Source organism: Streptomyces sp. NRRL B-1140 (assembly GCF_001280065.1).
Lineage (GTDB): Bacteria > Actinomycetota > Actinomycetes > Streptomycetales > Streptomycetaceae > Streptomyces.
Genome location: NZ_LGEA01000136.1, coordinates 121,457 through 146,557, shown reverse-complemented (window position 1 = coordinate 146,557; position 25,101 = coordinate 121,457). Strand labels below are relative to the sequence as shown.

Annotated in this window: 21 protein-coding genes; 8 read left to right on the top strand and 13 right to left on the bottom strand. The window is 72.3% G+C overall.

What is annotated here, in order from left to right:
* The first annotated feature begins 55 nt into the window (after positions 1 to 55).
* The gene (locus tag ADK65_RS32575; RefSeq protein WP_053674579.1) at positions 56 to 997 is read left to right on the top strand and encodes a hypothetical protein; all 942 of its coding nucleotides are present in this window, start codon (positions 56 to 58) and stop codon (positions 995 to 997) included.
* Here ADK65_RS32575 and ADK65_RS32570 read toward each other — a convergent pair.
* Positions 975 to 1,328, bottom strand: coding sequence for a hypothetical protein (locus tag ADK65_RS32570; protein ID WP_053674578.1), 354 nt, complete (start codon positions 1,326 to 1,328; stop codon positions 975 to 977). The two genes, ADK65_RS32575 and ADK65_RS32570, sit on opposite strands and share 23 nt — an antisense overlap.
* A gap of 421 nt (positions 1,329 to 1,749) precedes the next feature.
* On the opposite strand from ADK65_RS32570, the gene ADK65_RS32565 reads away from it, so the two are divergent.
* Complete coding sequence (locus ADK65_RS32565; protein WP_053674577.1) at positions 1,750 to 2,808, top strand: C40 family peptidase; 1,059 nt, start codon at positions 1,750 to 1,752, stop codon at positions 2,806 to 2,808.
* A 53-nt stretch (positions 2,809 to 2,861) separates the two neighbouring features.
* Here ADK65_RS32565 and ADK65_RS32560 read toward each other — a convergent pair whose 3' ends face one another.
* Together ADK65_RS32560 and ADK65_RS32555 are read right to left on the bottom strand one after the other, a co-directional pair.
* A complete protein-coding gene (locus tag ADK65_RS32560; RefSeq protein ID WP_053674576.1) occupies positions 2,862 to 3,593 on the bottom strand; it encodes a LuxR C-terminal-related transcriptional regulator in 732 nt (243 codons plus the stop codon).
* A complete protein-coding gene (locus ADK65_RS32555; protein WP_053674664.1) occupies positions 3,590 to 4,882 on the bottom strand; it encodes an ATP-binding protein in 1,293 nt (430 codons plus the stop codon). The genes ADK65_RS32560 and ADK65_RS32555 overlap by 4 nt, the downstream gene beginning before the upstream one ends.
* Before the next feature lie 178 nt (positions 4,883 to 5,060).
* On the opposite strand from ADK65_RS32555, the gene ADK65_RS32550 reads away from it, so the two are divergent.
* The gene (locus ADK65_RS32550) at positions 5,061 to 6,521 is read left to right on the top strand and encodes a PspC domain-containing protein (RefSeq protein ID WP_053674575.1); all 1,461 of its coding nucleotides are present in this window, start codon (positions 5,061 to 5,063) and stop codon (positions 6,519 to 6,521) included.
* Positions 6,508 to 6,732, top strand: coding sequence for a hypothetical protein (locus ADK65_RS32545; protein ID WP_053674574.1), 225 nt, complete (start codon positions 6,508 to 6,510; stop codon positions 6,730 to 6,732). Before ADK65_RS32550 ends, ADK65_RS32545 begins: the two co-directional genes overlap by 14 nt.
* 16 nt (positions 6,733 to 6,748) lie before the next feature.
* On the opposite strand, the gene ADK65_RS32540 is transcribed toward ADK65_RS32545, so the two are convergent.
* Both ADK65_RS32540 and ADK65_RS32535 read right to left on the bottom strand, forming a co-directional pair.
* Positions 6,749 to 7,279, bottom strand: a complete 531-nt coding sequence (locus tag ADK65_RS32540; protein ID WP_053674573.1) for a DoxX family membrane protein — start codon at positions 7,277 to 7,279, stop codon at positions 6,749 to 6,751.
* A 141-nt stretch (positions 7,280 to 7,420) separates the two neighbouring features.
* Positions 7,421 to 8,773, bottom strand: coding sequence for a hypothetical protein (locus ADK65_RS32535; RefSeq protein WP_078956258.1), 1,353 nt, complete (start codon positions 8,771 to 8,773; stop codon positions 7,421 to 7,423).
* Between the two features lie 287 nt (positions 8,774 to 9,060).
* On the opposite strand from ADK65_RS32535, the gene ADK65_RS32530 reads away from it, so the two are divergent.
* The gene (locus tag ADK65_RS32530; protein ID WP_053674571.1) at positions 9,061 to 9,810 is read left to right on the top strand and encodes a hypothetical protein; all 750 of its coding nucleotides are present in this window, start codon (positions 9,061 to 9,063) and stop codon (positions 9,808 to 9,810) included.
* Here the strand turns inward: ADK65_RS32530 and ADK65_RS32525 are convergent.
* Positions 9,807 to 10,601, bottom strand: coding sequence for a class II aldolase/adducin family protein (locus tag ADK65_RS32525; protein ID WP_053674570.1), 795 nt, complete (start codon positions 10,599 to 10,601; stop codon positions 9,807 to 9,809). The two genes, ADK65_RS32530 and ADK65_RS32525, sit on opposite strands and share 4 nt — an antisense overlap.
* Before the next feature lie 189 nt (positions 10,602 to 10,790).
* Here ADK65_RS32525 and ADK65_RS32520 point away from each other — a divergent pair, with 189 nt between their 5' ends.
* On the top strand, positions 10,791 to 11,264 hold the full coding sequence (locus ADK65_RS32520; RefSeq protein ID WP_053674569.1) for a pyridoxamine 5'-phosphate oxidase family protein: 474 nt from the start codon (positions 10,791 to 10,793) through the stop codon (positions 11,262 to 11,264).
* 3 nt (positions 11,265 to 11,267) lie between these two features.
* Here ADK65_RS32520 and guaA read toward each other — a convergent pair whose 3' ends face one another.
* Entirely contained in the window at positions 11,268 to 12,848 is a 1,581-nt protein-coding gene (guaA, locus tag ADK65_RS32515) for a glutamine-hydrolyzing GMP synthase (RefSeq protein WP_053674568.1), read from the bottom strand.
* A gap of 328 nt (positions 12,849 to 13,176) precedes the next feature.
* Between guaA and ADK65_RS32510 the strand changes: the two genes are divergently transcribed.
* On the top strand, positions 13,177 to 13,488 hold the full coding sequence (locus ADK65_RS32510; protein WP_053674567.1) for a chorismate mutase: 312 nt from the start codon (positions 13,177 to 13,179) through the stop codon (positions 13,486 to 13,488).
* A 529-nt stretch (positions 13,489 to 14,017) separates the two neighbouring features.
* Here ADK65_RS32510 and ADK65_RS32505 read toward each other — a convergent pair.
* Positions 14,018 to 15,148 (bottom strand): hypothetical protein, encoded by a 1,131-nt coding sequence (locus ADK65_RS32505; RefSeq protein WP_053674566.1) that lies wholly within the window; start codon positions 15,146 to 15,148, stop codon positions 14,018 to 14,020.
* Between the two features lie 214 nt (positions 15,149 to 15,362).
* On the opposite strand from ADK65_RS32505, the gene ADK65_RS32500 reads away from it, so the two are divergent.
* Positions 15,363 to 16,349, top strand: coding sequence for an LAETG motif-containing sortase-dependent surface protein (locus ADK65_RS32500; RefSeq protein ID WP_053674565.1), 987 nt, complete (start codon positions 15,363 to 15,365; stop codon positions 16,347 to 16,349).
* A 90-nt stretch (positions 16,350 to 16,439) separates the two neighbouring features.
* Here ADK65_RS32500 and ADK65_RS32495 read toward each other — a convergent pair whose 3' ends face one another.
* The 5 genes from ADK65_RS32495 to ADK65_RS32475 form a co-directional block, all read right to left on the bottom strand.
* On the bottom strand, positions 16,440 to 18,227 hold the full coding sequence (locus ADK65_RS32495) for a GMC family oxidoreductase N-terminal domain-containing protein (protein ID WP_053674564.1): 1,788 nt from the start codon (positions 18,225 to 18,227) through the stop codon (positions 16,440 to 16,442).
* 38 nt (positions 18,228 to 18,265) lie between these two features.
* Positions 18,266 to 19,903, bottom strand: a complete 1,638-nt coding sequence (locus ADK65_RS32490) for a succinic semialdehyde dehydrogenase (protein ID WP_053674563.1) — start codon at positions 19,901 to 19,903, stop codon at positions 18,266 to 18,268.
* Positions 19,904 to 20,038: 135 nt separating this feature from the next.
* On the bottom strand, positions 20,039 to 21,862 hold the full coding sequence (locus ADK65_RS32485; protein WP_053674562.1) for a serine/threonine-protein kinase: 1,824 nt from the start codon (positions 21,860 to 21,862) through the stop codon (positions 20,039 to 20,041).
* A 183-nt stretch (positions 21,863 to 22,045) separates the two neighbouring features.
* Positions 22,046 to 23,218, bottom strand: coding sequence for a serine/threonine-protein kinase (locus ADK65_RS32480; RefSeq protein ID WP_053674561.1), 1,173 nt, complete (start codon positions 23,216 to 23,218; stop codon positions 22,046 to 22,048).
* A gap of 69 nt (positions 23,219 to 23,287) precedes the next feature.
* A complete protein-coding gene (locus tag ADK65_RS32475; RefSeq protein WP_053674560.1) occupies positions 23,288 to 25,006 on the bottom strand; it encodes a serine/threonine-protein kinase in 1,719 nt (572 codons plus the stop codon).
* Positions 25,007 to 25,101 lie beyond the last annotated feature (95 nt).

Sequence of the window (25,101 nt, the reverse complement as noted above, 5' to 3'; positions counted from 1 at the left end):
GGCACGTGCGCGTGCCCCTCTCCCCCCGCGCACGCCGCTCTCTAGCATCGGCGGTATGCCCGGTCCCTCCCTTTTTGCCACCTGGTGGGCGACGTATGCGCTGGCGACCGGCATCGTGTCGGCCGGTCTCGACTCGGCGGGGTACGCCGTCCTCTCCCGCATCACCCTGGCACTGGCCTGCGCGGCCTGGCTGGCGGCGGCCGCGGGACTCGTCCGGCGGACGCACGGCGAGGGCCGGGTGGAGACACCGGCCGCGCTCACCACGGTGGCGGCGACCGCGGTCCTGGGCACCGGCTTCTCCGCGGCCGGGCAGCAGCCCCTGGCCGAGGCGCTGCTGGCGCTCGCCATGGTGCTCTGGGCGGTGCTGCTCACCGTGGAGGCCCAAGGGCGGCGCGGAACGGTGTTCCTGCGCTGCGTGGCCACGGAGGCGGTCGCCGTCCTCGGCGCCACCCTGGCCGCGGCCGACAGGGCGGCCTGGCTCGCCCACGCGGCCCTGGTGCTGTTCTGGCTGGGGCTCGCGCTCTACTGCTTCGCCCTGTTCCGCTTCCAGCCCCGGCAGGTGGAGGAGGGGCGCGGGGACCACTGGTTCGCGGCCGGCGCCCTCGCCGTCTCCGCGCTGGCCGGGGCGGCACTCCTCGATGCCGACAGCTCGCGCCTGTACCTGTGGAACGAGGAGAACGCCGACACCCTGCGCACGACGACGGTCACGCTGCTGGTGCTCGCGCTGATCGCCTGCGTGGCCCTGCTCCTGGCCGAGCTCTTCTGGCCCCGGCACCACTACGACGTGCGGCGCTGGGCGACCGTGTTCGCCGCGGTCGTGACGGCGACGGCCACCCTCGCGGTCGCCGCCGCCCTCGACGTTCCCTGGCTCGACGTCGCCGGGGAGGTGCTGCTGTGGATCGCGGTGGCCGCCTGGCTCGGGTGCACCGCCTGGGCTCTCGCCTCCGCCCGGGCCGCCGGGGAGCGCCCCCGGGTCAGGTCCAGAGCACGGCGATGAAGATGTTCGCCGTGGTCAGCAGGCCGACCAGACCGAAGAGGCCCTTGTCCACCTTCTCGTCGTCCCGCTTCACATAGACCAGACCGAGGATCACGATCAGCAGGGCCAGCTTCACGCCGATCTTGATGTTGTTCACGGTCTGGTCGTCGGCCTGGTTGAGGCCGACCAGGATCACACCGGTGACGAGCATCGTGAGCGCGCCGTGCAGCATCGCGGGGGTGAAGCGGGCGGTACCCTCGCCCATCGCCTTCATCTGGGTCAGGAAGCCGCCCAGGAGCGAGGCGATGCCGATGATGTGGAGGCCGACGAAGAGGTGGATGAGTACGTCCATGAGGCCGGAGCCTAATCAGGGGCTCCGAAGCCACCCGACACCGGCCCGGGGGTACATCAATGCACCCCATAGCACCCGATCACGGTCACTCGCTCACGATTCGGTCCATCGGTCATCACGCTGAGTGAAGTAGGCGACGCCTGGGCGGGTTCACGGTCGCATACGGTCACCGCCGGTCCTCTCGCGACACTTCCGCACACCCGCCCCCGGCCCCCCACGGAGACGCTTAGCGTCCTCCCCCAGGTGCCCGGCTCCCCACCGCCGCCCGGGCCAGGGGCGGCAGTCGGACACCACCGCCGAAAGATCCGGCGGCGGTCCGCTCCCCCTGTGCGGGCCGTCGCCGGACGCGCAAGGCCGCACGTCCGCTCCCCCGGCGGCCGCACGCACCCCTCGGCGGCCGAGGAAAGGACGTGGCCTCCAGGTGGCAGCGCACCGCAAGCCCCGACAGCGCGCAATGGGTGGCGGCAAGGCCCGTACGGCCGCCACGATCGCACTCGCGGGCGCGGCGACGGCGACGGGCTTCGACGGGACCGGACACGCCGAACCCCAGCTCACGCCCGGCCAGGTCGAGGCCAAGGTGGACCGGCTGTACCGCGAGGCGGAGGTCGCCACCGAGAAGTACAACGGCACGAAGGAGAAGGCCGACGCGGCCCGGCAGCGGCTGAAGGGGCTGCAGGACCAGGCCGCCCGCAAGGAGGAGCGGCTCAACTCCGCCCGTGACGCCCTGGGGTCGGTCGCCGCCGCGCAGTATCGTGCCGGCGGTCTCGACCCGGCGGTGCAGCTCGCCCTGTCCGACGATCCCGACCGCTACCTCGAGAACGCCGAGTTCGTCGAGCGCGCCGGAAACCGGCAGAACGCCGCCGTCGCGGGCGTGCGCAAGCAGCTCCGGGAGATCGAGCAGCTGCGCGGCGCCGCCCACATCGAGCTGACCTCCCTGAGGTCACGTCAGACGGAGCTGAAGCGGCACAAGAAGACGATCACCGGCAAGCTGGGCTCGGCACGACGGCTGCTGTCCCGGCTCGACGCGCAGGAACGTTCCCGGCCGGGCGTATCGCAGGGCCGTGCCTCGCGCGCGGCGGACGTCCGGGACCCTCTCGCGGCCCCCGGCTCCGCCCCGTCCCAGACGCCCGGCTCCCGGGCGGCAGCCGCCGTCTCCTACGCCCACCAAAAGCTCGGCAGCCCCTACGTCTGGGGCGCCACCGGCCCGAACGCCTTCGACTGCTCGGGCCTCGTCCAGGCCGCGTACCGCGCTGCCGGCGTCGCCCTGCCCCGCACGACGTACTCCCAGATCGCCGCCGGCCGCCGCGTCTCCCGCTCCGAACTCCTCCCCGGCGACCTGGTCTTCTTCTACGCGGGCATCAGCCATGTCGGCATCTACGTGGGCAACGGCCGGATGATCCACGCCCCCAACCCGTCCGCGCCGGTCCGCATCGCGCCCTTGGACGAGATGCCGTTCGCGGGGGCGACGCGCGTGGTGTGAGCGGGCGCGTCAGCGAGGTGGGCGGAGGGCCGGGCGCGGACCCGGCCCCGGCGTCAGACCAGCCGCCGCGCCGTCGCCCAGCGGGTCAGCTCGTGCCGGTTGGAGAGCTGGAGCTTGCGCAGCACCGCCGAGACGTGCGACTCGACCGTCTTGACGGAGATGTACAACTGCTTGGCGATCTCCTTGTACGCGTAGCCCCGGGCGATGAGGCGCAGCACCTCGCGCTCGCGCTGGGTCAGGCGGTCCAGGTCCTCGTCGACCGGCGGCGCGTCCGTGGAGGCGAAGGCGTCCAGGACGAACCCGGCCAGCCGGGGCGAGAAGACCGCGTCGCCCTCCTGGACCCGGAAGATGGAGTCCACGAGGTCCGTGCCGGTGATCGTCTTGGTGACGTAGCCGCGGGCCCCGCCGCGGATCACGCCGATCACGTCCTCCGCCGCGTCCGACACGGACAGCGCGAGGAAGCGGACCGGCTGCTCGGTGTCGCCCATCAACGGGGCGCAGCGGCGCAGCACTTCGACGCCTCCCCCGCCCGGCAGGTGCACGTCGAGGAGGACCACCTCGGGGCGGGTCGCGGTGATGACCGTGACGGCCTGGTCGACGTCCGCGGCCTCACCGACGACCTCGACACCGGTCTGCGCGGTCTGTCCGATCTCGGCCTGGACCCCGGTACGGAACATGCGGTGGTCGTCCACGAGGACCACACGGACATGACGCCCCGGGCCGCCGCCCTCCTGCGCGGGCCCCGCCGCCTCCGCCGTGCCGTTCGCCTCGGTCGGGTCGCTCATGACGTCTTCTCCGCCCTCTCCATCTCCAGCTCGACCTCCGTGCCGCCGTCCGGCACCGCGCGCAGCCGCGCCGTCCCGCCGTTGCGCTCCATGCGGCCGATGATCGATTCTCTGACACCCATCCGGTCGGCGGGTATCGAATCGAGGTCGAAGCCGGGGCCCCGGTCCCGGACGGACACGAAGACCGTCTTCCCCTCCACCTCGGCGAATACCTGCACGGCGCCGCCCTCGCCACCGTACTTGGCGGCGTTGACCATTGCTTCCCGCGCGGCCTGCATCTGCGCGGCGATCCCCTCGTCGAGGGGGCAGTCGCCCACGACCACGACCTCGATGGGCACGCCGTGCTTGTCCTCCACCTCGGCCGCGTTGCGCCGGACGGCGTCGGCGAGGGTGGTGGGCTCGTCGGCCTCCTCCTTGCCGGTGCCTTCGGGCTTGTAGAGCCAGGTGCGAAGGTCGCGTTCCTGGGCGCGGGCCAGGCGGCGGACCTCCCCGGCGTTCTCCGCGTTGCGCTGTATCAGGGTCAGGGTGTGCAGCACCGAGTCGTGCACATGGGCGGCGACCTCCGCGCGCTCCTGCGCACGGATGCGCATCAGGCGTTCCTCGGAGAGGTCCTGGGTCATGCGCACCAGATACGGCCCGGCGAGCAGCGTTATCCCGACGAGGACCGCGAGGGCCGCCTGCAGGACGGAACCGAGGTGTGCCGCGGAGCCCTGCAGGACGAAGATGCCGGAGACGCCGGCCGTCACCAGCAGTACCCCGCCCACCGAGCGCAGGAGCGTGACCGTGCGCCGGCGGCGGCCGACCTCGGCCCAGCGGGCCCGGCGGGCGTTGTCCGCCTGCCGCCAGACCAGGGCGACGCCCGCGCCGACGAGCACGGTCGGCCAGAGGTAGGCCCTGGCCCCACCGCTGAGGTTCACGTTGCCCACGAAGACCATGGCCACCACGACCATGAGGAGCAGGGCCACGATCTGGCCCTTGTCGGGCCGGCGCGCCACGCGTCTGCGGCGGCCGTCGGGCGAGGTCTCCGCGGTCACCGCCGACGGCGGCTTCTGCTCCTCCACCCCGCCGACACCGAGCGGGACGAAGAACCAGAAAGCGGCGTACAGCAGCGCGCCGAGGCCGTCGGCCATGAACAGGCCGACGAAGACGAGCCGTACCCAGATCACGGGCAGCCCGAGATGCCCGGCGAGGCCCCGCGCCACGCCCCCGAGCCAGCGTCCGTCACTGCTGCGGTAGAGCTTGCGCGGCGGCCGCGGTTCGGCGAGTGGCGCTGCTGCGGCTTCCGACATGCCATTGATGGTCACACGTGCGGGAGACCGGAGCATCAGGGTCGGCCCCTGAGGCTCCCCTGATCTCCCCGGGGCGGCCCCTCGAACGCTTCCCGAGCCTCCCTTCAGGGCCGATATCAGGGTCCGGCCAGGGTCGTTCCGGCTCCCGCCGGGACGCCGCGCCCGTCACCATGGACCCATGACCGATCACGAGCACGCCGCGACGGGTCCGGGACCCGGCCCCGGCCCGCACCCCGCTCCGGGGGCAGGGCCGCAGGATGCCGCGCCCGCCGCGGGCTCCGCACCCGGGCGCGCGGGCGCGGCAGGACAGGAAGGAGCACCCGGTACGGCCGCCCCCGCCGAGGAAGCCGTCCCGGCCGGGCCGCCCCACGCGTTCCGCCGCGACCGCCGCCACAAGATCCTGGCCGGAGTCTGCGCCGGGCTCGGGCGGCAGTGCGACATGGACCCGGTGATCTTCCGCATCACCCTCGCCGTGCTCTCCGCGACGGGCGGCCTCGGTCTCGTCTTCTACGGCTTCGCCTGGCTCTTCGTCCCTTACGACGACGAGGAGAACGAGGAGAACGAGGTCCGCAAGCTGCTCACCGGCCGCGTCGACGGCCAAGCCCTGGCGGCCGTGCTGTTCGCGCTGGTCGGCTGCGGGGTGTTCCTGACCATGCTGAACAACGGCAGTGTGCTGACCTTCGCCGTCGTCCTCTCCCTCGTCCTCGCGGGCGCCGGCTACTGGTCGCGCCGGCGCGGCACCCCCAGCCCCGATCCTCTGGCAGCCCAAGCCGTCGCCGACGCCCCGCCGGAGCCCCAGGCACCGCCCGTTCTCCTCACCACCCCCTCCTGGTGGCGTGACCCGATCGTCAAGGACGGCACCCACATAGGCGGCACGGGTTACCTGTGGGGCCCGCGCGACACCCGCGACCTGGATGCCGCGGCGGCCGTCAACATCGGCCTTGGCGTCCGGCCTCGTACCCGTGAGGAGATACCCGCCGAGCACCCCCGGCCGCCCCGTCCGCGCGGCCCGCGCTGGATCGGCGGCTGGATCTTCCTGCTGGCGCTGCTCGCCGGAGCTCTGGGCACGAGCCTGACCTGGGACGGGCATCCGCTCGGCACCAGCCTGCAGACGGGCCTGTCCTGTGCGCTCGCCGTTCTCGGCCTGGGCATAGCCGTCAGCGCCTTCCTGGGCCGCACCGGCGCGGGGTCGGTCTTCCTGGCGATCATCACGGCCGGGCTGCTGGCCGGGGCGGCGGCCCTGCCCGAGAGCGTCGACACGCACTGGGTGCGCACCACCTGGCAGCCCGCCGCCGTGGCGGACGTACGCCAGCGTTACGAGCTGGGCACCGGCGTCGGCACCCTGGATCTCAGCCGGCTGGACGTGTCCGGGAAGCAGACGGTCACGACGCGGGCGGAGGTCGGCTTGGGCAAGGTCAGGTTGCTGGTGCCCGACGACGTGACCGTGCGGCTGAACGTGGAGGTGGGCATCGGTGACCTGCAACTGCCGGGCGACGACCCGAAGGACGTGGACGTGCAGCCGGGCCGGCACAAGGAGATCACCCTCTCCCCCGCCGGGGGCTCCGGGAAGTCCGGCACCATCGATGTGGACCTCCGCGTCGGTGCCGGACAGGCGGAGGTGACCCGTGCTGCGTCATGAGCTCCAGCCCGGGAAGCTGGTCGCCGGCACCGTCCTCGTGGTGGCGGGCGTCCTCTACGCCGGTGACGCGGGCGGCGCCTGGCAGACCCCGTGGTTCGTGGCGATTCCCCTCGTGACGGGCGGGTTGTGCCTGGCGGGTGCGGTGGCGCTGCTGACGGGCCTGGTACGCCGGCGCCGCCGGGGAGGCCGCACGGGCGCGGGCCCGGCCTGACGGCGGGGGGCGGCCCCTACCGGTAGTCGCCGTCGCGGTGCCGTCGTCGCGACCGCAGCGCGGCGTCGAGCGACAGCAGGGGCGCACCCGCCAGGATGAGCGGCGTCCAGGCCATGAGGTAGGCGAGGTCGTTGCCGTAGTAGTACGGGTCGGAGGACCAGCTCACGGTCAGCCACAGGCTGAGGGAGATCAGCGCACCGCCGAGTGCGGCCAGACGGGCGAGCAGGCCGAGGAGGGTGCCGATACCGACGGCGAGTTCTCCGAAGGCGATGGCGTAACCGAAACCGACCGGGCTTTTGAGGGAGAGGTCGACCAGAGCGGGGATGGCGGAGGAGTCGCGTACGGCACGCATCATGTCGCCGATCGATCCGGCACCGGAGTCCCGCATGAAGGCGCTGTCGGTAAGTTTGTCCAGGCCGGCATAGATGAAGGTGACGCCGAGGAAGAGGCGCAGGGGCAGCAGGGCGTAACGGGTGGCGTTGTCCCGCCAGCCTCCGCCGTTACCGAAGTGGGGGGTGTGCGTGTCCGTTCGCATACCGTGAGTCATCGCTGCTAGCCGCCTCTCGCCCGCCGGTGCCGAGCCCCCTCGACAGACGATACGTACGGCCGACGGACCGCGCTCAATCATGCGCGAACTGCTCGGATCGCCCTGCCGCGACGCGGGGAGCCTGAGTGCGGTGCCGGCCCCTCACTCCGTCACGTCGACCGCGTACCGATTGGTCTCCACCCCCGCCGCGGTGACCACCTGCACCTCCACCCGTCCCGGTTCCACGTCCGCCGGCACCGGGACGGTCAGCAGCGTGTCCGTGGGGTTGCGGAACCCGCCGGGCACCGGCACCAGCGGCACGTGGACGTGCACCGCACCCACGCGCACCACCATTCGGGCCAGCCGGTCGGCCCTGTGGGCCCCCGGCGGCACGAACCCCGCGCCGCGGATCTCGATGTCGTCCCCGGTGCGGATCGGCCCGTCCAGGTCACCGGCCTCCCGGGACCGGACGACGGAGAGGATGACCGGCCGGCCGCCCTCCGCGTACTTGCCCGCCAGGTACGTCCCGCCCGAGACCAGCACCGCCACCGCCGGCCCCCACGGCAGATCCGGCAACTGCTCCGGGTGCCTGGCCAGCCGTACCGCCGCGAAGACGAGGGCGACCGCGCTGATCGCGACGTACTGGATGTCGGCGAAGGTGCCCCGTCCCGCGTCGTCGGTGAGCAGGTCGGCGGCCCGGGGCCGGTCGGCACGCACTTTCTGCAGCCGCCCGCCCAGCACCCGCAGTCCGACCACCCGCCGCACGAGCACGGCGATCCCGCACACCGCGGCGAGCACGGTCACGACCCCGGCCCCGCGGGCGAGTTCCAGACCGGAGAGCAGCGCGTCCCGCTCCCGGTGCCGGGAGGCGGCGGCCAGCCGTCCCGCGAGGACGAGCACCGAGTAGGCCACGAAGAGCACCCACGCCGCGGCGACGGTACGGGACGTGGACAGCCGGTTGTCCTCACCGATCAGCGGCGCCAGCACGCCACCCTTCGCCCGGTGGAACCAGGATGCCGCGGTCAGCGACGAGGCCGTCACCAGCGCGGCGGCCAGTCCGGCCGTTCGCGCCGCCGTCCAGCCCGCACCGACCGCGGTGAGGGCCTGCCCGAGCAGCAACAACACCACGGCGGCCGCCACCGCACCCGTCGTGCGCCGCCACAGACCGGTCAGCCAGGCCCGTCCCTCGGCCCGCCCCCGCTCCGCGACCTGTTCGGCGGACTGGGCCAGTTCCTCCGAGATCCACTGGCGGGAGGCCGAGGCGGAGTGGGCCACCGCGGCCGGCAGTCCGCGCCCGGCGGCGAACTCGTCCCGTCGGCGCAGGAACGCGGCCACGGCGCGCCGGTGTCCCTCCCGCGCCCCGTGCGGGCAGTCACCGCAGGTACAGGCGCCCTGGTGCCCGTCCCCGGACCCGACCGGGCGACCAGCCGGGTAGCCCCTGTCGCGGCCGCCCGAGCAACCCTCGCCGCGGGCACCCGCGTCCGCGCCGCCCTGCCTCGCCTCCCGCACCGCCACGCCCGACGCCCGCCTTCCCGCGACCCGGCACCACCGGCCTTCCGGATGCCGGAAACACCGCTGTGCAACTCCCCTGCGACGACAGCGAATTGTCCCCTACACCAGCCGGTTCACGTCGGCTCGACCTGGTCAACACGGGTGAAGTCCGGCGCGCCTTGTTGACGCCGCCGGGAGCGTTCCGCCAGGGCCGAGATCATCCGGCGGACGGCATCCGACTGCCAGAGAGCGGGTCTGCGTGGTGAAGTGTGGGCCTCTGACAACTCCGCCGACAGGGAGCGTTTCTTCCGATGACCGCACAGCCCGCACCTCCTGAGCGCACCGGTCCCCGGACCACCTCGGTCATGAACGTCTCGCCGTTCAAGCCTTCCCTCGTGAAAGCGGTGTTCAGGGACGTGACCCCGATGCACGTCTCTCGGTCGGCCGCATTCGCCGCCGCGGCGGTGACGCGGACCGTGCTGACGGAGATCATCGGCGGTGCGAGGGCAGCGGCTGCGGACCAGGACCGGAAGAAGCTGGTTCCCGCAGACCTTCTCTCGGCGATCGGCCGGAACGTCGAGGTCGAGGTGGGGAACGAGTGGTACGGCCACAGCCCGACGTTCGACGGCAAGCGCAGCAGGTCACGCAAACCGAGTGCTGTGCTCGGCGCCCACAGGTTCGAGGCCGGCGTGAAGAAGTTGCTGCGGAGCCAGGGGGCGACGGCCGTCCCGGCGATGGTCCGCGACCTGGACGGAATCGCGAGCGCGTTCCTCACGGACCTCGCCCGTGACGCGGCCATGGTCGTCCGCGAGGGCGGGGTCAAACGATTCGGCACGGTCATCCTGGAGATACCGGGCGAACCGGCCTCACCCCCGCCCCTCGAGGATTCCCTCCTGGCCCTGTCCGTCCGCAGGGGGGACAGGCGGACCATCGGCAGGGACGACATCCTGGCCGCCACCACGATTCAGTTGTTCGGCGGCATCAGGCAGCGAGCCCTCACCGAAGCACACGAGGCGACACACGTGTCGCCTGCCACCAACCTCCCGGGACAGCACACTTAGGCCAGCAGGCCCGGCTCGCTGCGGCTGACGTCCTCCCACATCGGCTGGTAGTTGATCCACGCCACCAGATCGCCGCCCAGTTGCTCCCGCGTCGCCACCGCCATCCGGTGATCGATGCGGACCGGCCGCCCCGCCGCGTGCGCCGTCAGCTGCACCTGGCAGGAGCGCTCCATCGACACGAACCACCAGGCAGCCGCGTCCACCGAGTCGCCGACGGTCAGCAGACCGTGGTTGCGCAGCACGAGCGCCTTGCGGGAGCCGAGCACCTCGGCGATGCGCCGCCCCTCCTCGGCGTCGACGGAGACGCCGGTGTACGTGTCGTAGAGGGCGTGATCCTCGTAGAAGGCGCAGCTCTCCTGGGTGATCGGCTCCAGCAGTTCGCCGAGGGCCGCGAGCGCCCTGCCGTGCACCGAGTGGCAGTGGGCGACGGCGACCACGTCCGGCCGGGCGGCGTGGACCTGCGCGTGCACGGTGAAGGCCGCCTGGTTGATGTGGTAGCCGCCCTCGACGACCTGGCCGTCCTGGTTGGCGAGCACGAGGTCGCTCACGGTGACGTGCCGGAAGGGCATCCCGAACGGGTTCACCCAGAAGCAGTCGGTGAATTCGGGGTCTCGGGCGGTGATGTGCCCGGAGACGCCGTCCTCGTAGCCGAGCCGCCCGAAGATCCTCAGGGCGCCCGCGAGCCGTTCCTTGCGGTGCCTGCGCTCGTCCTCGACCGACTCGTGCATCGGCGGCATGGCGAACCGCAGCCGGTCGGTGGGCAGGGGCAGGGGCGGCGTGGGCCCGTGCATAGATCCTCCAGCAGTGGTTCTGCGTACGGGCGGAAATTACCGTCCGTGAGGCCGGGAAGAACAGAAGCGTTTCGTGAAGATGCCACGAGCGCCCGTGTGAGCACCTCGTGCCCATGCGTGTGCCCCCTGGCTCCCGCACCCCACGAATAGCCGACAGAGGATGTCGGATTTCGGCGCGACACTCTTCCCATGACAGCGAACTGGGCGGCTTTCGCCGCGGCCGAGCCGGGTCTGGCCGACACCGTCGAGAAGCGCTTCGGCGCCTTCACACACCACATCCTCGCCACCCTCCGTAAGGACGGTTCGCCCCGCACCAGCGGTCTTGAGGTGCGGTTCCTGAACGGCGAGCTGTGGCTCGGCATGATGGAGGGCTCTCTCAAGGCCCTCGACCTGCGCCGCGACCCGCGCTTCGCGCTCCAGGCGAACCCCGGGGAGGGCACGGGCATGGGCGGCGGTGACGTCCGGATCAGCGGCCGGGCGATCGAGGTCGACGACGTGGAGACCAAGGCCGGATACGTCGAAGAGGTGGAACCGCCGGAGCCGTTCCACCTCTTCCGCACCGAGCTGACGGAGGTCGTACGGACCTACGTCGAGGACGACACGTACCTCGTCGTCCAGGTCTGGACGCCCGGCGCGCCCCTGCGCACGATCAAGCGCACCTAGGGGTCACTCCCACTCGATCGTCCCCGGCGGCTTGGAGGTCACGTCGAGGACGACACGGTTGACGTCGCGCACCTCGTTGGTGATCCGGGTCGAGATCTTCGCCAGGACGTCGTACGGCAGGCGCGACCAGTCGGCCGTCATGGCGTCCTCGGACGAGACGGGGCGCAGCACGATGGGGTGGCCGTAGGTGCGGCCGTCGCCCTGGACGCCGACGCTGCGGACGTCGGCGAGCAGGACCACCGGGCACTGCCAGATGTCGCGGTCCAGGCCGGCCGCCGTGAGTTCCTCGCGGGCGATGGCGTCGGCCTCGCGCAGCAGGTCCAGGCGCTCCTTGGTGACCTCGCCGACGATGCGGATGCCGAGGCCGGGGCCGGGGAAGGGCTGGCGCTGGACGATCTCGTCGGGCAGGCCGAGCTCCTGGCCGACCATGCGGACCTCGTCCTTGAAGAGCTTGCGCAGCGGCTCGATCAGCTTGAACTCGAGGTCCTCGGGCAGGCCGCCCACGTTGTGGTGGGACTTGATGTTGGCGGTGCCGGTGCCGCCGCCGGACTCGACGACGTCCGGGTAGAGCGTGCCCTGCACGAGGAACTCCACGGCCGGGCCCTGGTCGGCGATGATCTCGGCCTGGGCCTGCTCGAAGACGCGGATGAACTCGCGGCCGATGATCTTCCGCTTCTCCTCGGGGTCGGAGACCCCGGCGAGTGCCTTGAGGAACCTCTCCTCGGCGTCCACGACCTTCAGCTGGACGCCGGTCGCGGCCACGAAGTCCTTCTCGACCTGCTCGGTCTCGCCCTTGCGCATCAGGCCGTGGTCGACGTACACGCAGGTCAGCTGGGATCCGATGGCCTTCTGGACGAGGGCCGCGGCGACCGCGGAGTCCACGCCGCCGGACAGGCCGCAGATGGCGCGACGGTCGCCGACCTGCTCGCGGATCGCGGCGACCTGCTCCTCGATGACGTTGCCGGTCGTCCAGTTCGGCGTGAGCCCCGCGCCGCGGTACAGGAAGTGCTCCAGCACCTGCTGGCCGTGCGTGGAGTGCATCACCTCGGGGTGGTACTGGACGCCGTAGAGCTTCTTCTCGTCGTTCTCGAAGGCGGCGACCGGCACGACGTCGGTGGAGGCCGTGACGGAGAAGCCCTCGGGGGCGGCGGAGCAGGCGTCGCCGTGCGACATCCAGACGGGCTGCTCGGCGGGGGTGCCCTCGAAGAGGGTGGAGGACACCTTGGAGACGTGCAGGTCGGTGCGGCCGTACTCGCGGGCGCCGGTGTTGTCGACGGTGCCGCCGAGGGCGCTCGCCATCAGCTGGAAGCCGTAGCACATGCCGAAGACGGGGACGCCGGCCTCGAAGATCTCGCGGTCCAGGCTGGGCGCGCCCTCCGCGTAGACCGACGAGGGGCCGCCGGAGAGGATGATCGCCGCGGGGTTCTTGGCGAGCATCTCGGCAACCGGCATGGTGCTCGGCACGATCTCGCTGTAGACCCGCGCCTCGCGGACGCGACGGGCGATGAGCTGGGCGTACTGCGCGCCGAAGTCGACGACCAGGACGGTGTCGGCGGCGTTGGCAGCGGGAGTCGCTGATGACACGGGGTGCCTTCCGGCGGTGGGGCGGGGGTCTTGTGCCACCCGATTCTACCGGGGGGCCGCAGGGCTCCTTCCGTGTACCGGACGACCACCCCGTCTCAGGATGCGAACCGGCTTGGACGGCCCTCGACGGCGGTGCATACTGGCCCCATGTTCAAGCACCAGACGTTCGTCTTTACCTATGGCATCCGGCCCGCCGGACGCCATGGTCGTGCTGCTTGAGCAACTGACAAGCGACTTCCCAGGCGCCCCGGGCCGACAAGGCCCGGGGCGCCTGTCGTCGTCCGGGCCGTGCCGCCCCGGGGCAGCCCCCGACGACGAGGAGCCCCCCATGACCGCCATCGACACGACCGCCATCGGCACGACCGCCACCGACGTGACCGGCGCACGCACCCCCGAGGCCGCCGACGTGATCACCGGCGCGCGCGAGCGGATCGACGCGCTCGACGACCGGATCATCGGCCTGATCCAGGAACGGGTGGCCGTCTCCGCCGTCATCCAGGAGGCACGGATCGCCTCCGGTGGCCGGCGGGTGAACCTCTCCCGCGAGATGGACGTCCTCGGCCACTACAGGGATGCGCTGGGCAAGCCGGGCACCGCGCTCGCGATGACCCTGCTGGAACTGTGCCGCGGCAAGATCTGAAGCCCCTGAGGACCGGGCCCCTGTTCCCGGGACGGACGTACGCCTCCCTCTCACCCGTACGGCGCGTGACCGCCCCCGCACCGCGTCGTTGGTCCCGGTGTCCGTGCCAGCCAGGGGCGGGCGCGAAAGAACCACGCGTGGCTCACTGGGGCGATGAGACGCACGGATCGTGCGTCGTGGGACCTCGCTCCAGGGAAGTGACCGGACGGCAGGGGACAGCAGCCCGGTCACCCATGAGAACGGTCGGCTCCGGGGACGCCCGGGGCCGACCGGCGGACCTTGCATAAATGCACAAGTCCGGGTCGAACGGTTGCGGGCGCCGCGTTCATCCAGCACGATGCGTACACAGTCCAAGTCCCCCCGCGGACACCCGCATTGCACCACTGCCAGAGGTACGGACCAGCGGCGCAACCCCCCGGCGCCGCTTCCAGGCACCGGCGCTGCCCTGACGCCGGTGCTGACGAGAAGAAGGGCCCCGCGGCTCCACCCCGCGGGGCCCTTCGCCCTGCTTGCGCCTTCGGCACTCCGCTCAGGAGCGGGTCAGCGTCCCGCAGTGGCCACCGTCGCCCTGCTCGATGTCCTTGCTCCGGTCGTACGGGTCCACCGTCGGGCCGCTCGGGTCCGGGCCCTCGGACCGGCTCGACGGGAACCCCGGGTGCAGGTAGCCGTCGTAGACGTCGCAGGAGGAATTGCCTATCTCCTGGTCGTACTTCACGAGCAGCAGCCTGCCCGGCGTGACCCGGTACCGGGACGGGTCGGCGAGTTCGACGTCGAGGACCCTGCGCACGATGGTGCGGGCGACCTCGGGAGGGCCGTCGGCCCGCACGAGGGGGTAGACGAAGGTGTAGTCGGCGCGCACGGCCACGCCTCCCTGCGAGCCCTTCTCGAACGTCATGCGCCCGCGGACCTTGATCACGTCACCGGCCGGCCGGACCTCGTCGGGGTCGAAGCGGCTGAACACCGTCACCGGGTCGTGTTCCCTGCTCGGGGAGCGCAGCATGCTGTTCAGTTCGCCGAAGAGCTCGGGCTGCTTGGGGTCGAGCAGGGAGAACACGGCCGCGGGACGCGCCCCGCGCACCGTCTTCGGGTCGAGGTTGGTCGCCACCAGCAGTTGTTTCGTCAGCTTCAGCGCCTGTTGCACCCGGTCCTCGGACACCGGGCCGACGGCTTTCGCCTCGGGCAGGACGATGCCGGCTGCGCCGTCGGCCCAGCGCAGAGCCGGGGAACCGGCGAACGGCCGGTCCAGGGTGGGTTTTTCCGGATCCGACGCACCGGGCGCGGCGGTCGGCGCCGCCGTCTCCGCGGGCAGCGGCGAGGCCCCGGCGGCCTCGGACTCCGCGGTGCCTAACGGATCACCCGGCAGCAACGACGGCTTCAGCGCCACCAGCGCCACGGCGGCCGCGACGGTCACTCCGAGCACGGTCCACAGCTTGCGGCGCGGGGCCGCTCGGTCGCTCGTCGGGCCGGTACGCCATCCGGGAGGCGACTCACCCCGGGCGTCCTGTTCACGCAGCCGCTCGGTCACCATGCGGGCCCGCGCGGACGGTTCCTTCGGCGCGGAGGAGCGGATGTCCCGTTCGGTGTCGCGGGTGAACCGCTCCCAGACGTCATCGGGGATCTCAGAGGCCGACGGCTGGTCGTCGGACGGCTTTTCAGACATGAAGTGAAGATCTAAGCGTGCGGGAGGCGCCTTCACAAGAAGGTCGCGGATGTGACTCAGCCCACATAAAAATCCTGTGAATGCCAGCACAACCATTCACAGGTTTCACGGATCAAACCTGCCGAACCAAGGGCCACTCCCGCGCCCCACACGCGGAGGCCTCCCCCAACGTTCGTACCGCATCGCGCGGTACGCCGGACTCTCCGAGGTCTTCATGAAGCTTCGCCGCGCCATGGCAGCAGCGGCCGCTACGGCGGTCATAGCCCCGGTGGCACTGCTCGCGGCACCGGCCGCGTACGCGACCGACGACACCACGCCTACGCCGAGCGCGTCCGTGAGCGAGTCCGCTCCCGAGACCTCGGCCTCGCCTTCCGCTTCCGAGTCCACGCCCGCCGAGAGCACCACGCCGGCTCCGAGCGCGTCCGCGAGCGAGTCCGCTCCCGAGACGTCCAGCTCGCCGAGCGCCTCCGCGAGCGAGTCCTCCCCCGCCCCCAGCGCCTCCGAGCCGGAGGAGTCGGAGTCCCCCGACCCCGAGCCCTCCGTGTGTGAGGACACCAAGGTCGACGTCGGCATCTCCGGCCTGCCCGGCAAGATCGCGGCGGGCAGCGGCTGGCACAAGTTCTCGCTGAACGTGCTCAACAACTCCGACTCCACCCTGAACGACCTCGACTTCTTCGCCGGGGCCTCCCCCGACAAGAACGGCGAGGAGCTGTTCACCAGCAAGCAGGTCAGGCTCCAGGCCTATGACCCCGACAGCAAGACCTGGGCCGACCTCGACGAGGGCGGCTACGCGGTCGGTTACGTCGGCTACACCGACGAGCTGAAGCCCGGCTACGAGGTCGACATCCCGCTGCGCCTCAACGTCAGCAAGTCCGCCCCGGTGGGCGCCGGCTTCTCGCTCGGCGCGACGATCTACGGCGACAACGACGCCGAGTGCACCGGCTTCGGCGACGTGTCGTACAAGTTCCAGATCGTCTCCGCCGGTACGGACACCGACGGCACCAAGCCGCAGGAAGGCGGCAAGGCGCCCGTCACCGACGAGAAGCCGAGCGGCAACACGCCGGAGGTCACCGGCAGCCTCGCCGAGACCGGCTCCAGCTCCGCCCTGCCGATGATCAGCCTCGTCGGCGGTGCCGCGGTCGTCGCCGGTGCCGGCACGATCTTCGTGGTCCGTCGCCGCAAGGCCGGCGCCGAGGCGTAAGCCACGGCGGCCGACAGGCCGCGGCACCAAGCAGAAGAGGGACCTGCGCTCGGAGGGGGGTGCAGGTCCCTCTTCTGTTGTCCGAGGGCCTCAGCTCTTCGGCGGGACCGTCGGCATGCCGAGGAACGGCAGCCGCAGCGCGCCGAACGCCTCCGCCGGGACCGCCGGGGACTTCGGCTCGACCGGCTGGAGCCGCTCGTAGGCCGTGCCCTGCTTCGGGCGCGGGTCGGGCTCGCCCTTGTTGGGCCAGTACGACATCGCCCGCTCGGCCTGGGCGGTGATGGTGAGGGACGGGTTGACGCCCAGGTTGGCGGAGACCGCCGCCCCGTCGACGACCGAGATGCCGGGGTGGCCGTAGAGGCGGTGGTACGGGTCGATCACGCCGGTCTCGCGGGAGTCCCCGATGGGGCAGCCGCCCAGGAAGTGGGCGGTGAGCGGGGTGCCCATCAGCTCACCGACATTGGAACCCGCGAAGCCGTTGATCTCGGCGGCCAGTGCCGACGCGCCCTCCGTCGCGGCCTTTATCTGCTTGGGGTTGGGGGCGCCGTGGCCCTGGCGGGCGGTGAGCAGACCGCGGCCGATTCCCGACTGCTTCACGTACGTCGTCAGGGAGTTGTCCAGCGACTGCATCACCAGGCCGATGATGGTCCGCTCCGACCAGCGGCGGTTGGACAGGGAGCGCAGCACCAGCAAGGGGTGTTTCGCCGCGTGGGCGAGGAAGCCCAGCACCCGTGACGGGCCCGAGTCCGTCCCGGCGTAGGGGACCTGCAGGATGGACAGTCCGCCCATCGAGTTGGAGCCCTTGCCGTAGCGGACCGGCTCGATGTGGGTGTCGGCGTCGGGGTGGATCGAGGACGTGATGGCCACGCCCCGCGTGAAGTCGGCCTTCGGCGCGCCGTGCGCCTTGCGGTAGCGCCGGTCGTCGGTCTGGGCGCCGACCAGCGCCTCGGAGTTGGTGCGGGTCAGCTCGCCAAGCCGGGGCGAGAGGTACGGCAGTTGGCCGCCCTCCTTCATGCGGTGCAGCAGGGTCTGGGTGCCGTAGGTGCCGGCGGCGAGGACGACACGGCGGGCCGTGAAGGTGCGGCCCTTCTTCCTGCCCCGGTCGTCGGTGGGCAGGGTGGCGACGGCGTAGCCGCCGCGCGAGTCGTCGGTGACCGAGACGACCGTCGTCATGGGGTGGACGACCGCGCCGGCCTTCTCCGCGAGGTGCAGGTAGTTCTCGTTGAGGGTGTTCTTCGCCCCGTGACGGCAGCCGGTCATGCACTCGCCGCACTCCGCGCAGGCCTTGCGGGACGGTCCCGCCCCTCCGAAGTACGGGTCGGGCACCTCCTGGCCCGGCTTGGCCTTCGCCGAGCCGTCGGCGTCCTCGCCGTCGCCGAAGAAGACACCGACCGGGGCCATGTGGAAGGAGTCACCGCATCCCATCCGCTCCGCCGCCGCCTTGAGATGGACGTCCGACGGGGTCATGGTCGGGTTGAGCCGTACGCCGAGCATGCGCCGGGCTTGGTCGTAGTACGGCGCCAGCTCGTCCTGCCAGTCGGTGATGTCACGCCACTGGGGGTCCTCGAAGAACGGCTTCGGCGGGACGTACAGGGTGTTGGCGTAGTTGAGGGAGCCACCGCCGACACCCGCGCCCGCCAGGACCATGACGTTGCCCAGCAGATGGATGCGCTGGATTCCGTACATGCCGAGTTTCGGCGCCCAGAGGTAGTTCTTGAGGTCCCAGGAGTTCTTCGGCAGGGTTTCGCGGGTGAAGCGGCGGCCTGCCTCCAGGACGCCGACGCGGTAGCCCTTCTCGGTGAGGCGCAGGGCGGTCACCGACCCGCCGAAGCCGGAGCCGACGACGATGACGTCGTAGTCGTAAGCGTCCTGAGGCACGTGCCGTCTCCCCTTCGAGTGGCTGATGCGAGGGTCGTCTACCGGAACCGGAACGCCTTCATCAGGCGGAGGCTCCTGCTCATGAACTGGGCGTACTTCTCGTCGTCCATCCCCAGGGAGGGGGCCATCGGGAGGACTCGCTGGTGGGCGACCGTCTGGGCCTCGGTGTACTTCAGGATGCCCTCGGAGCCGTGACGGCGGCCGAGGCCCGAGTCCTTCATCCCGCCCATGGGCGACTGGACGCTGCCGTACGCGGGTGCGTAGCCCTCGTTGATGTTGACCGTGCCGGTACGCAGACGGCCGGCGACCTCCAGGCCGCGGCGGCCGTTCTTCGTCCAGACCGAGGCGTTCAGACCGTAGGCGGTCGCGTTGGCGCGCTCGATCACCTCGTCCTCGTCGGTGAAGCGGTAGACCGAGACGACCGGGCCGAAGGTCTCCTCGCCGCAGACGGACATGTCCGTGACGACGCCGTCGAGGATCGTCGGCTCGAAGAAGTAGGGTCCGATGTCGGGGCGGGCCACTCCACCGGCGACGACCTTCGCGCCCTTGGCGACCGCCTCCTCCACGTGCCGCGTGACCGTCTCGAGCTGGCGCTCGCCGACCAGGGAGCCCATGTCGGCGCCGTACGCCAGGGAGGTGCCGAGGCGCATCGCCTTCGTCCGGGCGGCGAAGCGCTCCAGGAAGGCGTCCGCGATCGACTCGTGGACGTAGAGCCGCTCGATGGAGATGCAGAGCTGGCCGGCGGAGGAGAAGCAGGCACGCACGGCGCCGGCCGCGGCCTTCTCGATGTCGGCGTCCTCCAGGACCAGCATGGGGTTCTTCCCGCCGAGTTCGAGCGAGACGCCGATCAGCCGGGCGGCGGCGCCCTGGGCGACCTCGCGGCCGGTACGGGTGGAGCCGGTGAAGGAGACGTAGTCGGCGTGCCGGACGACCTCGGGGCCGACGACCGGGCCGTCGCCCAGGACGACCTGGAAGACGTCGGCGGGCAGACCGGCCTCGACGAGCAGGTCACGGGCCCACAGGGCGGTGAGGCAGGTCTCCGTGTCCGGCTTCATGACGACCGCGTTGCCCGCGGCGAAGGCCGGGAGGGCGTCGCCCACCGACAGTTCCAGCGGGTAGTTCCAGGGGGCGATCTGGCCCACGACACCGCGCGGATGGCGCAGTTCGGTGACCTTGGTGAGGGTCGGCATGGCACCGGCGTGCCGCTTGGGACGGAGGTACGCGGGGGCCTTGCGGCCGTAGTGCCGGGCGGCGACCGCGACGGCCTGCACCTCCTCGTGGGCGTGCAGGCGGGCCTTGCCGGTCTCCAGCTGGATCAGGTCGAGCACCTCGGCCTGGCGCTCCAGCACCAGGTCGTGGAAGCGGAGCAGGACGGCGGCGCGCTGCCGGACGGAGGTCTGCGCCCACACGGCCTGGGCGGCACGGGCGAGTTCGAAGGCCGTCGCCACGTCCTCGGGCGTCGACTCCGGAAGGTCGGCCAGCTTCTCGCCGGTGAGCGGCGTGTGGTTGGCGGTCCGGCCGGAGCCGACCACCCCCTTGGTGAGCTGGGCGACCAGCTCGGGCGTGACCACGTCCGCGGCGGTGCGGGCGCCCTCCGGTGCGGGGGCGAGGGGGTTCGTACCGGTCTGTGCCGTGCCGGTCTCTGCCGTCTTCTCGGTGGCCTGCGCGTCCGTCATGAGCCGCAGGGTATGCGGCGGCGGGGGCTTTGGGTACCCGTCGGTAATACGGCTTCACCGAGTACACACACGACGCCAGTGACTGCTGGCAACAAACGCGCTGATCAGGACGTTGTGCGGTGACGCCGGGATGTTTCAGCCTTTTACGATCCCGAGCCGTTCCCGGGCCCCCTCGAACACCGAAGTGCCCTCCTTCTCCTGCGGTGTGCCTTTGGGCATGTCGACGCGCAGTTCGTACATGCGGTCGTCGCCGGTGCGGACGACCATCCGCATGACCCGCCTGGAGGTCTCGCCCCGACGGTACGTGGTGTCGGCGAGGGCGGCCTCGTGGCCTTGGACGCTGGTGCGTGCGTACCGGGTCTCGCCGCCGGAGTCGTGCGTTCCGGCCTGCTCCATCGGTGCGGCCGGGGCCCTGTCCCAGGCGAGCAGGCGGACCTGGATCGTGCCGGTCCGCGTGTCGCCGTAGAGGGCCGTGCGGGGCTGGCCGGCCGCGCCGCCGGTCCGGCCGAGGAGGCGATAGTGGCCGGGGAGGTGGAGGACGGCCGCCATGTCCGGCTCGGCGTGCGGGGTCCAGGCGTCGGTCACGTCGGCGGCCTGTCCGGCAGTCTCCGCGCTGGATGTGTCGGCGAGTTGGGTGACGGCTCCCGCGCCACCGGCGAGCAACGCGGAGAGCAGGGCGAGGGGACCGGGGCGCAGGAGGCTCTGGCGCTTGGGGGGCAGGGGGTCTTGCCGCACCGCCGGGTGGGGAAGTTGCTGCGCGGGGGGTATGGAGTCGTACTGCTGCGCGGCGTCCGGCCCGGTGCCCGCGGCCGCGTCCGCCCCCGGTCCCACACCCGCGGGCACCGGAGCGGATTCTGCGGCCTGCACCGGGGTGAGCGGGCCGGAGCCTGCGGCGGGCACCGGGATGCGGGGGGCGGCACGCCCCGGCGCGGGCCGTCGTGCGGCCCGGTCGGCGGGGTGGCCCGTGTGCTCGGCCGCCCGGGGTGCCTCGGCCCCTGCCGGTCCGGCCACCGCCTCCAGAGCCTTCGCTACCTCCTCCGTGTCCGGCCGCCGGTCGGGGTCCGGCACCAGCAGTCGGGCGATCAGCGGCCCGAGGGGCCCGGCCCGGGTCGGTTCGGGCGCTTCGGCGGCGAGGACCGCGGCGAGCGTGGCCTCCGGCGTGGTCCGCAGGAAGGGGGACGAGCCCTCGACGGCCGCGTACAGCAGAGCTCCCAGGGACCACAGGTCGGAGGCGGGCCCGGCCATACGGCCCGACATCCGCTCGGGCGCGACGAACTCCGGCGAGCCGGCGAACTCCCCGCTCCCGGTGCGGGGAGCCCCACTCCCCGTGGGGGAATCCCCGCTCCCCGTGGCCTCGCTCCCCGTGCGGGAATCCTCGCTCTGCCCGTGTCCGATGCCGAAGTCGGTGACGACGACGCGCCGGTCCGAACCGAGCAGCACGTTGGCGGGCTTCACGTCCCGGTGCACGATGCCGACGGAGTGCGCGGCGCGCAGCGCACCGAGGACGGCGAGGCCGATCCGGGCGGCTTCGGGCGCGTCGACCGGGCCGCGTCGGAGCCTCTCGCGCAGGGACTCACCGTCGACCAGCTCCATGACGATCCACGGCAGTCCGTCGAGCGCCTCGGCCGCGTCGAGCTCGTCGGGGCCGACGGGGCCCGGGCGTTCGTCCCGCCGCTCCGGCTCGACGACCACGTCGTGGATGGTGACGGCGGCGGGATGGTCGACGCGGGCGGCGGCCCGGGCCTCGCGGTGGAGCCGGTGGGCTGCCCGCCGGTGGCTCTCGTCCTCCGGGCCGCCCGGCAACCGGGGCTGTCTGACGGCCACTTCACGCTGCGCCCGTTCGTCGAGGGCCCGCCAGACGGTGCCCGTGGCGCCGGATCCGATGCGCTCGATCAGCCGGTACCGCCCGCCGACCGTCCGGCCCCGGGCGTCGTCCGTCGCGCCCCCGTCGTTGCTCATGCCCCATCAGTACCCCGCGGAACGCCGATCTGTCGACGCGGGCCGTTTCCGGGGGTGTTGGGCCGACGGGATCAGGTCGCGCCGACGACCGGGTTCGCGATCGCCGCGCTCGCCACCGCACGTCTTCGGCCGGTCGTCGGGGTGGGCTTTTCTCTGCCGGTGAGGCGGTACGGGCTGCGGCGGTCAGGGCGTGGGAGCGGACGTGCTCGGGGAGGCCTGCCGCGTCGCCGGGGTCTTCGGCGTGGCCGGTGCGGTACGCGTCGGCGTGGGGCCGAGGTCCCCGTCGCTCCCGTCCCTGAGCAGCGCCGCCGCGGACACCCCGGCTCCCGCCATCGCCGCGACCAGCAGCGCCGCGATGAGGGCGCGTCGCGCGGGCTGCCGGAGGAAGGGTTCCTCCGGCAGGTGCGCCCCCCGCGGGTCCACCGGCGGCACGGGCGGTTGCCGGACGGCGGGATCCTGCGGTCGGCTCCGCGGTGCGGCCGCCACCGTCGGCGCGTACCCGGGCGGCGGCATCGGCGGCATGCGGCCGGTGTCACGGAAGGCCCGGAGCATGCGCTCCGCCCGGCCCGCGTCCAGCCGCCGGTCCGGATCGCGCTCCAGCAGACCGCGCACGACGGGCAGGAGTGGTCCGGCCTGGGCGGGCGGCTGGATGTCACCCACGACGACGGCGTGCAGGATGCCGCCCAGCGAGTCGCGGTGGAACGGCGATTCACCGCTGAGGGCCGCGCACAGCAGCGCGCCAAGCGACCACAGATCGGACTCGGGCCCGGTCCTGACCCCCGACATCCGCTCCGGCGCGGTGTACTCGGGCGAGCCGACGAAGGCCCCGTTCTCGGTGAGCGTGGGGACGCCCGCGACCTGGGCGATACCGAAGTCGGTGAGGACGACGCGGTCGGTGCCGGTCTCCAGCAGCACGTTGTCCGGCTTGAGGTCGCGGTGCAGCACCCCGGCCGCGTGCGCGGCGCCGAGTGCGCCGAGCAGGGCGATGCCGATGCGGGCCGCTTCGGCGGCGTCGACGGGGCCCTGGTGGTCGAGCCGGTCGGCGAGCGAGCCGCCCTCGATCAGCTCCATGACGATGTAGGGACGTTCGCCGTCCTCGACGACGTCGTGGACGACGACGATGTGCGGGTGGCTCAACTGGGCGACGGCCCGGGCCTCGCGCAGGGTACGGTCCCGCTGCCGGCGCGCCTGGGCCGCGGAGAGCGTGTCGTCGTAGGGGAGTTCCTTGACGGCCACGCTCCGGCCGAGGAGCTGGTCGGTGGCCCGCCAGACCACTGCCATACCGCCGCGACCGAGCCTTGCCTCCAGGCGATAACGCCCCGCGACCACACGGAAGTCGGCTCCCTCGGTCCCCATGCGCCCCATCATGCCGCAGACGGCGACGAGGCCCGCGAAATCCGGTCGCCGCCCGGCACGGCGGTGTGCCTACCGGGGTTGCTGCCACCCCTGCAGTACCCACTTGAACTGCCGGCTCGTCTTCACCCAGTCCTCTTCCGGCGAGGACATGTAGATCGCGTACTCGACGCCGTCCCGCGAGAAGTACGTCTCCTCGATGGCGTGACGCGGGCCGGCGACGTAGGGCGGATCCTTGGCCAGCGCCGTCCAGGTGTACTCCCACAGCGAGCCCTTGCGGTCCCGGTAGGTGTTGTCCTCCATCGTCACCCGTTTGTAGTCGACCAGCCTCTGGACCTGCTGTTCGAGGTCCTCCTGGTGGGCCCTGGCGTCGGCGAAGTCCGGTGACGTGTCGATGGCGACGCGGACGAAGTGGCGGCCGCCGTCCGGCGAGTAGTCGATCTGCCTGAGCTCGCCCTGCGGGCCGAAGGGCTTGCGCTTCCAGCCCTTGGGCAGGGAAAGGCTGAACCCCACGGGATCGTCGTAGCGGATCCAGCTGTCCGGAACCGATCCGCCGGCCGCCTGCGTGCTCGTGGACGTCGTCGAGCCGGACCCGTCGCCCTGGGACGTGCCGTTCCACTGCTGGAGCACCACGGCCGTGCCCCCGCCGATGATGGCCGCGAGCGCGACCACCAGGGCGAGGGTGCGCAGCCGGCGGCGCCTGCCCGAGCCGGTCGGCTGCGGGCCCGCGGCCGTCGTGCCGACCACGGTCGGGCCGTAGGGCGGAGCACCGGTCGTGGACGTTCCGGTGGCCGGACTGCCCGCCAGGGGCGGGAGCGGTGTTCCGGTGTGCGACCCCGAGCCGGTGCCGATGGGGACGGTGCCGGAGGTGCCGGTGGCCGTACCGCCGCTGGTCGTGCCCGTTCCGCTGTGGTGGTCCCGGTACGGCGTCGTCCCCGCGTACTGCGTCGGCACGTACGCCTGCGCTCCGTTCGGCCGCCGGCCCTCCGCCGCCTCGGCGAGCATGTGCTCGGCCTCGGACACGTCGGGCCGGGTGGCCGGGTCCTTGCGCAGCAGGGCGGTGATGACGGGGGCGAGCGGACCGGCGTGCCGCAGTTCGGCGGCCTCCTCCTCGACCACGGCCTGCATGGTGGTCAGCGGGGTGGTGCGGCGGAAGGGCGACCGGCCCTCCACGGCCGTGTAGAGCGTCGCGCCGAGTGCCCAGAGGTCGGAGGAGGGGCCGGGGTCGTGGCCGCGCACCCGCTCGGGCGCGAGGTAGTCGACCGAGCCGACGACCTCTCCGGTGCGTGTGATGGTCGTGTCGCCCTCGATCTGGGCGATGCCGAAGTCCGTGAGCAGCACGCGACGGTCGTTGCCGAGCAGGACGTTGCCCGGCTTGATGTCACGGTGCAGGACGCCCGCGGTGTGCGCGGCGCGCAGGGCCCGCAGCACCCACAGGCCGATGCGTGCCGCCTCGCGCGGCTCGACGCGCCCCTCCTCCTTGACCGCGTCGGCCAGGGAACGGCCCTCGACCAGCTCCATCACAATCCAGGGGCGGCCGTCGTGCTCCAGCACGTCGTGCACCGTGACGACCGCGGAGTGGTTGATCCGCGCGGCTGCCCTGGCCTCCGCCCGGGTGCGCGCCAGCAGGATCGCCTGCTCGCTCTCGGAGACGTAGAGGGCGGCGGTCAGCTCCTTGATGGCGACCGACCGGTGCAGCACCTCGTCATGCGCACGCCAGACCCGGCCCATGCCGCCACTGCCGATGGATTCGGCCAGCCGGTAGCGGCCCGCGACGAGCAGGCCCTGCATCTGATTCACGTTGCCCCGCAATGGTCTTGACAGGGTCAGCGTAAGGACCCGCCCTCACCCAGGGAACAAGCGGGGTACCACGGTGACCGCACTGT